Consider the following 14839-nt stretch of genomic DNA (forward strand, 5'->3'; position numbering starts at 1 on the left):
AGTTTCACTTCCTATTTTGTATTATCAGTATTTAAAATCTTTATCTCAGTTTCAACGCCTTCGAGGTTCTCTCTGCATTTTTCAGAAAGAACAACGCCTTCTTTATACAGGTCCATAGCTTCATTTAATTTGGTATCCGGATTTTCAAGTTTTGCTACGATCTCTTCAAGTCTTTCAAACGCATCCTCTATAACAAAATTCTCTTCAACCGAATCTTCCTTTTTGGTTTTCTTAACTCTTTCAGCCATTTTTACCTCTCATTTATGATCAATGTTTAAAAGCAAATTTCTTTATTATCTTTTATCGTTTTATACTAATCACTTTATATTAATACATGTTATATCTTATCATGATTTATATTACTTAATGTTACAGCTTGTCATGATTTATATTACCTCATGTTACAGCTTGTTATGATTTGTTATTTTTTTTACTTCTGCTGTGATAATACCGCTTTTTAATGTGATATTCACTTCATCACCCTTACTTACGGAAGTTACATCCTTCACAGGTTCATCATTAAATGTGATATAACCGAAACCATTTATAAGCTTTGCTGTTGGTGATAATCCGTTAAGCTTAGTAATATCAAGCTGAAGCCTATGCCTCTTCTCAGTATATAAATCTCGCATTCCCGTATGAAGTCTTCTTTCGCTTTCTTTTTGAAAAAGCTTTAATTCATCATACTTATCAAGCATCAATTTATCTATCTTTTCTCTATAATCAGAAAGCCTCATCTTCTTGGCAGATAATTCTTCCTTAGGACTTTTTCTCTCTATCTTCTCTCTGAGAAGCTCAGCTCTCGACTTGTAAGAATTTAATTTATTGAAAAAATCATTATCAATAATGCTTCTCAGTCGCGCTGCATTATTAAGGCTTGTCATGATATCCGGAATCGCAATCTCCGCCGCTGCCGACGGTGTCGGCACTCTGACATCCGCAACATAATCGGCTATGGTTGTGTCAACCTCATGGCCGGTGCCGGAAATGATAGGCGTCTTTGCATTATAGATTGCTCTTGCAACTATTTCCTCATTGAATGCCCAGAGGTCTTCGATAGAACCTCCGCCACGTCCGACGATTATTGTATCGAGATTCATATTATCCAGAACCTCAATTCCCTTTGCTATGGTTTCTGCAGCCCCTTCACCCTGAACCTTTGATGGGTAAAGGATCAACTGAACATATGGATTACGTCTTTTTGCAATATTGATAATATCCTGAATGGCAGCACCTGTTGCCGCCGTAACTATTCCGACTGTTTTGGGGTATTTGACTATCTTCTTCTTATGTTCGAAGTCAAACAGCCCCTCATTGTAAAGTTTCTCTTTGAGTTTTAAAAACTCAGCATTTAATCGACCTTCAGTGTCTTCTGCAAGACGAATGTCCGTTGCATAAAGCTGTACCTTGCCGTCTTTTTCATACATTCCGATGGAACATTTTGCAATTATAGCCTGTCCGTCGCACAGTTTAAATTTCAGTCCCTGATAAGTACTTCCTTTAAACATAACAACCGGCATGGAACCCACTTCATCTTTCAAAGAAAAATAAATATGTCCCACGCTGGTATATTTGCAATTTGAAACCTCACCCGTAATATATACACTTCTCAAAAAGTAATCATTTACAAGGAGATTCTTTGTATAATTTATAATCTGTCCAATCGAATATGTCTTCAAGTCTATATCCTATTCTGAAAATTTAGCAAGAACACCATTGATAAATGCTGATGCTTCAGGTTCGCAGTAGTTCTTAGAGATTTCAACTGCTTCATTTACAGCGACCTTAAATGGAATATCGTCATCAAATTTAATCTCATATACAGCAAGTCTGAGTATTGCAAGTTCTGTCTTTCCGATTCGTTTAACAGACCAGCCGTCTGATGCTTCTTCAAGCATTTTATCGATTTCTTCGATATGACTTATAACATTCTTCGCCTTTTCTCTGATATATTCATTATCTTTATCTGAAATATCATCACTTTCAACTTTATCTTTCATGTATTCCCTTCTCTGCTCGGTCATTTCGTCCTTGCCGTGGAATTCTGCTCTGAAAACAATCTTAAAAATGTTCTCTCTTAATTCTCTTCTGGTCATTTTATACTACCGCCTAATTTATTAATTCGCTGTCCAAAGCTAATAGGTCTTTACGACTTATAGCTCTTATTCTGATACAATACTTCTTAGAAGCTTATCAATCTGATATATTACAGCCAATATGCATAATATTTCAATAATAATTTGTTACCGGATACAAAAATAGATATTATTTTTCCTTCTCATCAATATCTACACTTGATACCCTGACATTTACTTTCTTAACACTCAGTCCCGTCATCGAACTGATGTTGGTCTTAACTTTTTCCTGAACGTCTTTGCAAACGTCAACTATATTATATCCGAATTTCACTTCAATAGAAGTATCGATAGTAAGACCGTTCTCGCCGAAGTCAATCCTTATACCTTTAGCAAGATTTTTCTTGCCAAGTTTTGTTATAAGATCTTTGGTGATATTGCCTGTAAGTCTTGCTACACCTTCTACTTCCATTATCGCAAGTCCGGCTATACTTGAAACTACATCATCGGCTATCTGAATAAATCCGCCATTATCTCCGCTGCCATCATTTATCTTTACAGAATCATCCGAAACAGATTTTTTAACGGATACATCATTAGATTTCTTCTTATTCTCCGACATAGACCAGTCCCCTTTCAGATTTTTATACATTTTATCACTATTTATACATTATACACTATTCGACTGTATAAATCACTAGAAATATTATGCATCACTTTATTATGAACTTTCCCGGTCATAAATAGGCAATTATATAATGAAATAATACACTCTTTATGATACAATTATGAAGTATTATTGCATATTATCCAGTGGAGGGAAAACTAATGAGTGACAAAGTAAAAGAGACGAAAAAAACAAGGAATAAGGACAAGTCCGCCATTCTTCGGCTGAGTCTTGCTTTTCTTATTCCTTTTATCATAGCGATCATCGCTCTTGCAACAGGGCATTTCGCTCCTTTCGGAGATAAAGACGTTCTGTCGGCAGGACATTTTGAGAAATACAGATATCTTCTTAACGATCTGCATGACAAGGTTCATGATGATTCTGTCAATACTTCCGGTTTCATAAGCGGACAGGGATATGATATCAAAGAATCATGGGCATTCTATCTTTCAGATCCTACAAATCTTATAACACTCGCTTTTCCAAAAAGCGACATGGCCGATGTTTTAGATATCCTCTATGCTTTTAAGATTGGACTCGCCGGCCTTTTCTTTAGTTTGCTTCTTAATTACAAAAAGAAGAAAGAACAAGAAGATAAACTTACTGAAGAAAAATGTCGCAGCAAAATTATAGAATCTCTTAAGGCTAAAAAAGAAGCCAAAAAAGCTAAGAAACTTGCTGCTCTGGAAAAAAGCGGCAAAGCCGATAAAAATATCGATATTAAGATAGGTGGAAATGATGAGCCAAAGTCTAAATTCGGTATTTTCATCAAGAATTTCGATATTATCAATCTTGCCCTTTCCATCTCTTATGCTTTATCTGCATATATGATAGGAAGTGGTCTCAATGTAACATGGCTTGGAGCAGTTGCTCTTTTCCCTCTTGTTATTCTCGCTATCGAGAAACTTGTATATGAAGGAAAATGGATGATGTACTGCTTCTCTCTTACTGCGTCATTTTTCCTTAATTTCTATATTACAATAATAGTATTTTTCTTTACACTTATATATTTCTTCCTTCAGGATTACAGAAATTCAAAGCATCTCGTTGTATCTATCATCAAGAAATTCATCAGTGATATACTCGCCATAGGTATGGCTTCCGTTGTCATTGTTACTTCACTCAGAAGTGATCTTATCGGTAAGATGCTTTCTCTCGAATTTCCGAAAGCACTTGTTAAATTGAATATTTTCGATCTGTTCAAATTCCAGCTTGCAGGTATGAAGATCGATGCTGCTGTTGAATCCGACAATATAGCTATATATTCCTGCATCCTTACTTTACTTATGATCTTCATGTATGCTTCCAATGGAAATATCAATTTCAATAGAAAATTAAAGAATATCATCCTTACAGCTGTTCTTTATATTGCAACATTCCACACTACAATGAATTATTTCTTCAGTGGATTATACTATCCGAAAAAATTCTCGGCTATTTTTGGATTTATACTTATATTCATGACACTGAATATGGCACACAGCGTATTTATTAATATTGAACATCAGCGTTCTTTAACAGTTCTTCTCTCTTTTGTAATAGTTACATCCATAGTAATTATAACTATGGTCAAATCAACTGATTATTCATCAATGACACCTTTTATGACTGCACTTGAACTTGCTGCAGTTTATTTCCTTATAATTCTCTTATATAAAAATGATAATATGACTCATACAGTACTGAAAACTGCATTGGGTATTATTGTTATAGCTGAAATGGCATTTTCATACGGAGGCAACCTCAGTAAAATCGGAAAGACATCCAAAACTTATGCAGATACGTCTGTAGGCAAGTATGAAGCTGCCGAAGATTATATCCGTAACACTTACGGTAAAGATTCTAAGATTTCCATCTTTGATAGTAACGAGAATATATCTACACCGCTTACAAATATGCTTTGCGGATATGATTATGTAATTGCCTTAAAACATACAAATCATATAAATCCCGGCCTTGAGAAAGTAGAATCTTTTAATGACGTAGATATTTATAAGAATAATTATGTTGTTGATAATGGATTCTTCGTTAATGATAATATTAAACGACTTGTATATGATAATGATGAAATATTCTTATCATCTAATTATCTTGCAAATAACACTCTAGGTGGAAATGATCTATATAAAATCACCACGGGTGAAATGGATATTCAGCAGGTATCTGTTTTTCTTCTTAACTCTCCTGTAAAGAGACCTGAAAACCGCTATAGAGTTAGTTTTATCTCTAACACACCGGGAAGCCTATATAGCTTGTTAAATGGCAACATTACTTATATGGGCGAATCTGACACAGAGCAGGAATTATTTTATTTCTACTCTATAGGGGCAAAACCTCTTTTCCATCATGAAACCAACCTTCAGTTTGCCATATTTGATACAAAATCATTCGAAGATATTTATAATAATATAAACAGAGTTCAGCTTACAAAAAGCTCTGATGATAAAAAAGATTATACCCTATCATCTGATAAGCCGGGTTATGCTCTTATCCCGGTAAACAGCAAAAATGTTGCATCTTCTTCAATGGAAAAGATATTTACTATAGGAGACAGCAATTTTGCCTTAGTTAAGGTTGATTCCGGCTCCAATAATATAAGTATTGAAAATGTAAGTATTATACCGATACTCATTTTCATTTCTATTATCTGCCTTTTGGTTTGTATCCTTTGGGGTAAGGTTCTCGTAAAACATGCAAATTATGATGATTCAAAGGTCATTGGTAAAATATCAGTATTTGCAGAAAATAACAGAACTTATCTTCTTACATTATCAATATTATCAATTATATTCGTAATATATCTCTTCCTGAGAAGTACAGCTCCTTTTGGCATAGGATTCTTCCCTTCTCACGATGGTGTTGCACAGAACTTCCCATTTTACTATGGATATTATAAGCAGATCTTTAGAGGAGATTTTTCTTTCATAAATTATAATATAGGTCTCGGTATAGATAGTTTTGGTAAAGTTATCCTTACATTTTTACCTGTATTCTATCTGATAGCTTTCTTCTCATTATCAAATATGCCGCTTTGTTTCACACTTATCGCATATTTATTATTTATATTACCTGCATTCAGTTTCATGATATATCTTACACACAGACCAAATAAAAAGAATATGTCCAAGAAAGACTTAAGACTGATTCCTTTTGCACTTGCATATGGTCTGTCTGCATATGTGATTTCATTTATGTCACATCATAGTTTAGTCATAAATGCAATACTTTTACCTCTTCTTATACTTGCTTTCGAACGCTTACTATATAAGAAAAAGTATATTATGTATGTTCTACTTTTAACATATACAATGATGTATGATTTCTATATGGCATTCCTTATGTGTGAATTTATATTCCTTTACTTTATGTGTCAGAACTTCGATAATGTTAAGGATTTCTTTGTAAAAGGATTTAGAGTAGCATTCTTCTCAATCATTTCAGCCGGCATGTCAGCTACTGTCCTTTTACCATCATTTTTCTCAACGGTTCAGAAGTCTCCATATCAGACAAATGATGCATCCATACCTTCTATCAAATTTACAGATGATTTCCTAAATATCTTTAATTTCGGTAAGGTAGGTACACGCGCTATTATCATAGATAAATCATCTTTCTCCGTTAATATGTACTGCGGACTTTTAATGGTTCTGTTGATACCGATTTATCTGTTCTGCAAGAATATTAAACTGTCTGAAAGAATCAAAAAAGTTTGTCTGCTTGGTCTTATGTTTATTGCTTTTGGTAATCCACTTCTTAATTACATTTTCCACGGATTACATAGACAGATATTTGTGCCAAATCGCTTCTCTATATTCTTCATTTTCCTTCTTATAACGATCATATACGATCTTATAATGAACAGATCTGAAGAACTAAAAAAGAAACCTGTTATATTCTTCTACATCTGGGAACTGATCATCGGTGTACTGTTTATACTCAGTGCCAAGAAGTTTCTTTCATTCCCAACAATAATAAGTCTTGTATTTATAGTTTTCTATGCTGTACTTCTCACAGTATATAAATTTAAGAAGGATAAAAAAGGTATTTCAAAGATCATTGCTTTAACTTTTGTGCTCGAATTACTTATTACAGCATTTAACTTCACTAGATATACTATTTACAGCACACATATCAACAGAGAGTTGGATTCATATACCAACGCGTCCATAATGTGCGAAAGAAATAATGTTAAAGCTGATCATGCCAGAACAGAATACCTTTCAGCCGAAGCAAATAATTCAATGATACTTAATACAGAATCCATATCATTTTTCTCATCAAGTATTAACCAGGAAAACCTTGATATGATGGCTTATTTTGGAGCAGACGTTCCTCTTATAACCAATAATATTCATTATAAGTTAACAAATCCAATATCAGACATTTTCTTAAATGTTAAATATAATTTAACCAATAAATATATGAAACAGTCCGACACCTATTCATATATGAAGGAAATAGACAATATCAATAACATCAGTCTTTATGAAAATCCTTACAATGTTGGATTTGGTTTCCTGATCAGAAATGACTCAGAGTTAATTAATATGAATAATGATCTGTCTAATGGTAAAACTTACAATTCATATGTTGAATTACAAAATGATTTTTCAAACAAGTTGGTTGGGGAAGATCTGTATGAATTAATTGAATTTGAAACCGATCCTGAAAAGATTCAAAATGATCCACATGTAAGCTATGTTATGTCCGATTATTCTAATTATGAAGAAGGTAATCCAAATGCATATGTAACTACTGTGATTGCTATCGGTGATGAGCTTAAGGGTGAGTTTTATCTGGATTTTGGTATATTGACACATCTTGCTTCTAAAGATAGTGATAAACAGGAACCAATATATATTAAGTTCCAGGCCGACCAGTATGATAGTTATGCCGGAAGCAGTTTCTATCTTGCAAAACTTAATGAAAATACCTTACAGAAGATACATGATAAATTATCTGATTCTGTGCTTTATAATATATATGATGAAGATGATGATATAAATGCAACTATCGATGCTTCAGGAGATGGATTAATATATGTATCACTTCCATACAAAGATGCATTTACAGTCAAAGTTGATGGTAAAGAAGTTAAAACACAATCCCTTTTCAAAGGTATCGGTATCCCTGTAACAGCAGGTACTCATCAGATTTGTATCAGTTATCGAATTGCAGGATTAGATATAAGCATATGGGTTAGTATCGCTTTTCTCCTCTTCTTTATAGGATTTACAATCTGCACAACCATCTACAAGAAGAGAAAGCCGAATAAAGCTGATGAAAATACATCTGAAAATATTTCAGACATAAATTAATAGTTGAAAAAAACTATTTATTATATTAAAATTAGAAAAGATATGCATACTAAGGAGGAATAATATGATATCAGCAGGTGAAATCAGAAATGGTGTAACAGTAGAAATTGAAGGTAATATATATCAGGTAATAGAATTCATGCACGTTAAGCCTGGTAAAGGTGCTGCTTTCGTTAGAACAAAGCTTAAGAATATCAAAAACGGTGGTGTTGTTGAAAAGACTTTCAGACCAACTGAAAAGCTTGAAACCGCACATATTGAAAAGCGTGAAATGACATATTCTTACAAGGACGGAGAACTCTTCTACTTCATGGATCCGGAAACATTTGATATGGTTCCTGTAAGTGAAAATCTTATTAGTGATGATATGAAGTTCGTTAAAGAGAATGAGTCATGTAAGATCAGTTCATATAAGGGCGAGGTATTCGCTATCGAGCCACCTATCAACGTTACACTTCTTGTAACAGAATGTGAGCCTGGTGTTGCAGGAAACACAGCTACAAACGCTACAAAGCCTTGTACAGTTGAAACAGGTGCTACACTTAATGTTCCACTCTTTGTTAACCAGGGTGATTCAATCAAGATTGATACAAGAACAGGCGAATATATGTCAAGAGTTTAATGCTCTTCATTCTATAAAAAATGGGACTTATAAAGTCCCATTTTTTTTATGCATATAATCCGATATCTCTTCATCACTCTTATACTGTCAATAATTATCTCATTACTAATAATCTATGACATACTCATAACTAAACTATACACAAATAGCCGCATAGTCTTTAATTTTGTAATATATTAAACCATATTATCTTATGCTCCTGTAATATTAAAATATCCGAATATTTAAACCTTTAAATATTATAATACAACATACTTACAAGTTATAAAAAAGGCCCCACAGATTACTCTGTGGGACCTTGTAGTTTGTCTTATATATAATTCTCAAAATCAACTCATGTTAATTCATGAAGCTTTGGTTTAAGAATTACTTTAAGTCTCTGGAAGTATACATTACCATTCTTGTCTGTTACTTTAAGAACTATATATGTATATTCATTGTTATACAGATATGAATCCTTAAGTTCAAGCATTGAAGGTTTTGCTCCATTTACTTCCATGTCTGAAGCAAAGATACATGTATTTCTATCTACATATGATAAGAAACCTGAACCTACATATGGCAATGTGCTATCTGTAGTATTAGCATCTCTATCGTAGATAAGAATGTGCTTTCCGTCTCCTTCATGATATTCATCATCAGGATTTGTCTCATCATAATCAAGATCGTAGTATGCCTTAACATTTTCAATCTCTACTGAGTTATCAGATCTTAATAAGTATGAGAATTCCGGATAACCACCTTCAACAACTGTTGTTGTATATCCTGAAGAACCATTTTCAAGGATTACAGCATTTGTAAGATTTGTAGCACCAGGAACACCCTTAGCTACAACCTGTGTTGAGCTGTGGTCATAAAGCTTAAGTACTGTCTTTCTTGTACTCTTTCTACCTGTGTTGAGGATAAGGTTGATGAAGAATCTTCTTTCATCATTATTATCTCTCTGCCATCCTGTAAGTACTGAACGACCTGCACCTATGTATGTAACCATACCTGCCGTATTTCCACCAGGCTGATACTGATATACAAAGTAGTTATTTCCACCATCTTTAGGATCTGCAACATAGTTTGTTGACATTGTACCAAGTGTACCACCAGATAATGAATAATAAACAATTATATTATCACTATCTTCATTAACTACATTACAGAAGTCACCTTCAATCGTAGCACTGACCTTAAGTGTCTTACCGATATTGAATGGATAAAGTGTAACTATACCCTCATTATTCTGTTCTGCACCATTAGTCTGTACATGTCCATCAACTTCATATTGAGCCATGTTGAAATCCGTATGGTTTTTCTCCTGCGATTCATCAGTAGGATAATATAAACTATAATCAGTCATAGGAAAAGCATGACCATCTACTGTCTGCCCTAAACCTGCTTTATAAGTAAGCTTTGTTGGATTAAGCTTAAGCGGTGCATCAGGAACATTATTATTGTTATTGTTGTTATTGTTTCCGTCTGTTACTTCTTCACTTATTATAGAAGATTTAAATGTAACACTTCCGGAAGCATCTTTAACTGTTCCTAAATTCTGACCATTGACCCAGATTGTAAATCCAGGAGAACCCCAGCTCGGAGCATTATTGATAGTATAATTAATTGAAATATTATGCTTTTTGTAATTATCTACATTGCTTGTTTCATCATCAGTTATTGTAAAGTACGCAGATGCATCACCAACATCAGCATAAGTATTATTCGAAGAATCCAATACGATATCAACATTTTCTGCAGCTGTATCGACTGTATATGTTGTAAGAATCTTATCAGTCCATGTCGAATGATATGGATTACCTATCTTAATAGTAACTTTACCCTCATATCTTTCTTCAGCAACAGGTGTTTTAACTGTTTCAGCTGCTGTAGAAGACTCCTCAGCTCCTGTATATGCTGCCATACCGAAATACTTAGAAAGCTTCTTAGTCATTGTTACAGTTGAATCAGATGTAAGTGTATCATAGAAGAGAATAGTTGAACCACCATCATTAATATAATGGATGACCGCATCATTAGCTTCTATACTCTTCATATCTGCTCCTGCAAAATTCTGTGCTGCACCAAAAAGAACACAAGTATATTCTGAAAGATTCGCTTTACCTGAATCATCTACAGCTGCACAGAACGAATAATACTTCCACATCTTCTTGAAGAACTGTTCGTAAATCTTAGCATCTCTCCAATTAGAATATAAGCTAACATATTTTCTCAAATCAGGACAGTTATTTGCATCGCTTTCTGCACAAAGTGAAAAGAAATCATAAAATGGCATTTCAGAGTATGTATCAAATGACAATTCATAATCAACTTCCTGTGAAACAGCATTAGCAGATAGTGCCTTACCATTCAAATTGCTTCCATTAGACTGAAGTCTTCTTAATTCAACCTCAAGGTCTACACCTGATTCCTGATATTTTTTAACTATACTATCATATGTACCCATATTCATAGTATCTGACTGACACATAAATTTCTGGATAGCTGCCTTTTCATTATTAGTTACACTTGAAGCATCATTATTTATTATTTTCTGCATACCGGTATATGCATTCTTAAACTCAACCGCAGCCTGATCATATTTACTTCTGAGTGTTTTGATTTCAGATGTATCCATTCCTGCATATCGAGAATTAACATCTTCAACTAAATCTGAAAATTCTTCGATATACATAACATCCATATCTACATTGAAATCATCTTTTACATCAGTAAACCAGTTTGTATTCCAATCATCAACACCTGTTTTTGTTTCAACCGTAAGATCATTGAAATATTTTACAATACCAAATCTATGTTCATGAACACCAAGATTATTTTTAACATTAAGACTAAAATCTCTTGGTATATTAGAATCATTGTATGATGGCATATCTACTAAAGCAACTGAACTTGTTGAATTCTGTGCCTGTGTAATATATTTTTTGATATTATTGATAGCATCATCTGCTGATGTTATACCTCCAAACGATGTTTTATCATTAAATCCAGAAGATAATCCTAACATATCATGCTCAGAATATTTTCCGCCTTGATGACCACCACCAAATCTATTGCCTACAAGATTCTTTCTTGACTGCTGACATTCAGTACAGAAAATAAGAGATTCATCTCTCTGATCCCTTTCTTGTTCACATGCATCTTCCGGTATAAGCTGAAGAAGATTTACTTGAATCTTTTCCTGATCAGTCCTTGCAATCTTCATACATCCTGTTACAGATGCTTTAGCACCGTAAGTATTTTCTACCTCAAGCTTCCAATAAACAACACCGAAGAAATCAGCATCAAAATCATTTGTAAGAGTTCCGGAATTTCCATCTGTCTGATCTACCCACTCATCTTCTTCGAATCTGCTGTTAGCATTGTCATCAAAGTAAAGTTTAGCTGATGCTATGGTTCCACCTGCAGCTTCATATGAGAATGAAACATGATGATCTTTAATCCATGAATCAGGATTTCCTTCTATATACTGCATTGGTGCATTTTTAACAATGAGCTTAGGTCTCTGTCTACCATTATCAAGCGCATTCTTAAATGCAACAGCATTTACACCTGTACCATCTGCTGGTGCTGTATATGCATTGCCAAGATAATCTTCAGTATCCAATCCTGCAAATACAGTTACATACTTAAGACCATCCTTATCAGCATATGTTGTTCCATAATCACCTGAATTTTCAATTTTGATAGTATCATCAAAATCAAAATTCCAAACAATATTATCTTTTCCAGATGTAGCATCTGCTTCTAATCTACCAAGTAATTTTGCCATATTAGATTTTGGATCAATCGAAAAATTATTTGCAAGTCCTGCAACCGCATCTTTTGCAACAATTATTGGCATGCCCTTACTTCTATATTCATCAAGCTCATCATATTTTGCTTCTGAAATATCATTTCCAAGAAGTGCTCCGACAGAACCATCTGCCCTACCGTAATTCTCCATATAATCATATGCATCTCCGTAAATGAAATACATATTATATGATTTATCATAAACAGAAGCCATCTTATTTCTGTTAAATGCATCTATAGACTTAATACCGGAATTATCACCTCCGATATATACTGCATCAAAATTATCAAGAACAGTTTTCTTAGTACAGTTAAATTCATATGAAGACATATGAACTACGTTAACCTGATCCATACTAAGTCCTGTAAGATGTGCAATCTTTGCTTTTGAAACCTTCCAAGAATAGTAATCTGTAACTGTTCCAAGATCATCACTTGTAATAACATCTCCATCTTCAAGGAATGATGTTAACGATTTAGAACCATCGTATGATATCTCATCTGAAGTTACGCCGTTAAGAACTCCTTTATGTCGAAGATAATACCAAGTTTCATTTTTAGTAGCATCATAAGCAGCTGTTCCTTCAGCATTATGATCACCACCACCATTTACAAGTTGCTTACGTCCTGTTGCATGTGCAAATGATAAATTACCTGCTGTTCTGTGAAGAGCCAAAGGATCTGTAATTCCTCTTATATTCGTATTACCGTCAATCTTACCAAACAAAGCTGCAAGCTTACGATCAATTGGATATGAAGGCTCAATTTCAAGTACTGTGAAAACATTTGAAGAATCTCCATCTCCTCCACCGATACGTCTGTATGAAGCATTATTGATGATATCTGCGATATCCTTAACAAGAACCTTATCATTTGCTGACATATAACCTGCCATACGACTTGGTGTTGTTACAAGGATATTCTTTGCTAAAGGTTCTTCTGTAGAAGTCATAACCTTATTACATACATATTCAAAGTTTGCATCATACTTTGTTGTTAACTTTGTAGCTCCATTGCTTGATGAAGTATTAATAAGGCTCTTTGCATATATAATTCTTCCTGAATTACTTGCTCCACTAAGGAATAATGCTCTGAGCTGATTATATACATCATTATTAATTGCTTTACCCTTAGCTCCATCCTCAATGATTATATAATCATAAGAACCGAACTGTGTTGTAGGAAGACTTGAATCATTATAAGCTTTATAATCATATTCTACATAAGTAGGATGTGTCTCACGAGCTACATATGCAGGATAAAGATCTGCTGTATCTGTCAGCTTATAAACAGTCTTTGAAGCATTATACTGTTTAGCATTTGTCTCCGCATTATTTTCTACAAATTTAGGAATACTTCCATCTCCTGATGCTATATCAGCCTCAAGGAAAAGCTTAGCAGTAGATGCTGTAAGTCCCTCTTTTGTCTTATCTGAAATAGCTCCTGTTTCTGAACCATCAGCATTTATAACGAGAACTTTTGCTAACTTAGCAGAGCCGTTAACATAGTAATATGACTTAGAAGCATCTGAAGGAGTTCCTACCGGATTTCCATCCTTATCTTTAGGAGGATTAGCCGGATCATAATCACTTAAGATATAAGTTTTTGTCCATTCAGGATTACGCATCTTACCACTAAGCTTTGTATAAAGTGACTGACCTGCTGCCTCTTTATTGAAAAACTGCTTAGCTGTGAAAGAAGCTGATGTATCCCATGAATATGCGAATCCGCTATATTTATTAAATACATCTGTAATAAGATTATTATAGAATGTACTTGTTGGGATATCATCATCCTGAGAAGCTATAGGACCATCAACGATAAATGGTACAGGCTGGTTAGCTGTTGCTAAACTACCTAACTGAATCTTAACAAGTTCAGGAATACCATTATCACTCTGTCCATAATAATTATTTGGGTCAACATGGAGATAGATAAGATCTGCTACAGATAACGCATCTATACAAGCCTGTGTATCCATTCCTGTTGTTGAAAACACCTTATAATCAATACTGTTATCAGCCATCTTCTGTTCAATAGTCTTATAACCATCGATTACAAGATTCTGAAATACAGGGAATGATTTAGCAGTATCTCCCATCGCAGAAGCTGCTCCTGATGTTACTTCAACAATTCTGAAATAATGATCGTCTCCACTTTCATGTGACTTCTCAATAATTCTATCAATATTTGTATACGTTACTACGTCAAATGCTGGCTTTGCATCTACTGTAGGTGCAGCGCCGCCATTATCACCATCTGCTGCCATTGAAAAAGAGAGTATGGTAACAAATGCACAAGCAACGAGCATCAGTGATAATGCTATGACCAGAATTTTTTTGTTAACTTTTCTCATCAA

At 34.1% G+C, this 14839-nt stretch carries 7 protein-coding genes; 2 read left to right on the forward strand and 5 right to left on the reverse strand.

Translation table 11 applies throughout. From position 1 onward, the window contains the following. Nucleotides 1-11: 11 nt before the first annotated feature. The 4 genes from xseB to B5D25_RS06150 form a co-directional block, all read right to left on the reverse strand. Nucleotides 12-248, reverse strand: a complete 237-nt coding sequence (gene xseB / locus B5D25_RS06135) for an exodeoxyribonuclease VII small subunit (protein ID WP_078787083.1) — start codon at nt 246-248, stop codon at nt 12-14. A gap of 153 nt (nt 249-401) precedes the next feature. Further along, the gene (gene xseA, locus B5D25_RS06140; RefSeq protein WP_242870199.1) at nt 402-1679 is read right to left on the reverse strand and encodes an exodeoxyribonuclease VII large subunit; all 1278 of its coding nucleotides are present in this window, start codon (nt 1677-1679) and stop codon (nt 402-404) included. Between the two features lie 9 nt (nt 1680-1688). Further along, entirely contained in the window at nt 1689-2096 is a 408-nt protein-coding gene (nusB, locus tag B5D25_RS06145; RefSeq protein WP_078787085.1) for a transcription antitermination factor NusB, read from the reverse strand. 169 nt (nt 2097-2265) lie between these two features. Beyond that, nucleotides 2266-2697: an Asp23/Gls24 family envelope stress response protein gene (locus B5D25_RS06150; RefSeq protein ID WP_078787086.1), complete on the reverse strand. Its 432-nt coding sequence runs from the start codon at nt 2695-2697 to the stop codon at nt 2266-2268. A 206-nt stretch (nt 2698-2903) separates the two neighbouring features. Here B5D25_RS06150 and B5D25_RS06155 point away from each other — a divergent pair, with 206 nt between their 5' ends. Both B5D25_RS06155 and efp read left to right on the forward strand, forming a co-directional pair. Next, nucleotides 2904-8060, forward strand: a complete 5157-nt coding sequence (locus B5D25_RS06155) for a YfhO family protein (RefSeq protein WP_078787087.1) — start codon at nt 2904-2906, stop codon at nt 8058-8060. A 64-nt stretch (nt 8061-8124) separates the two neighbouring features. Further along, nucleotides 8125-8682 carry an elongation factor P gene (efp, locus tag B5D25_RS06160; RefSeq protein ID WP_078787088.1) on the forward strand — a complete coding sequence of 186 codons (558 nt, stop codon included), beginning with the start codon at nt 8125-8127 and terminating at the stop codon, nt 8680-8682. A 334-nt stretch (nt 8683-9016) separates the two neighbouring features. Here efp and B5D25_RS06165 read toward each other — a convergent pair whose 3' ends face one another. After that, nucleotides 9017-14836 carry a DUF5057 domain-containing protein gene (locus B5D25_RS06165; RefSeq protein WP_078787089.1) on the reverse strand — a complete coding sequence of 1940 codons (5820 nt, stop codon included), beginning with the start codon at nt 14834-14836 and terminating at the stop codon, nt 9017-9019. Between the last annotated feature and the right edge of the window lie 3 nt (nt 14837-14839).

Source organism: Eubacterium ruminantium (assembly GCF_900167085.1).
Classification (GTDB): Bacteria; Bacillota; Clostridia; order Lachnospirales; family Lachnospiraceae; genus Eubacterium_Q; species Eubacterium_Q ruminantium.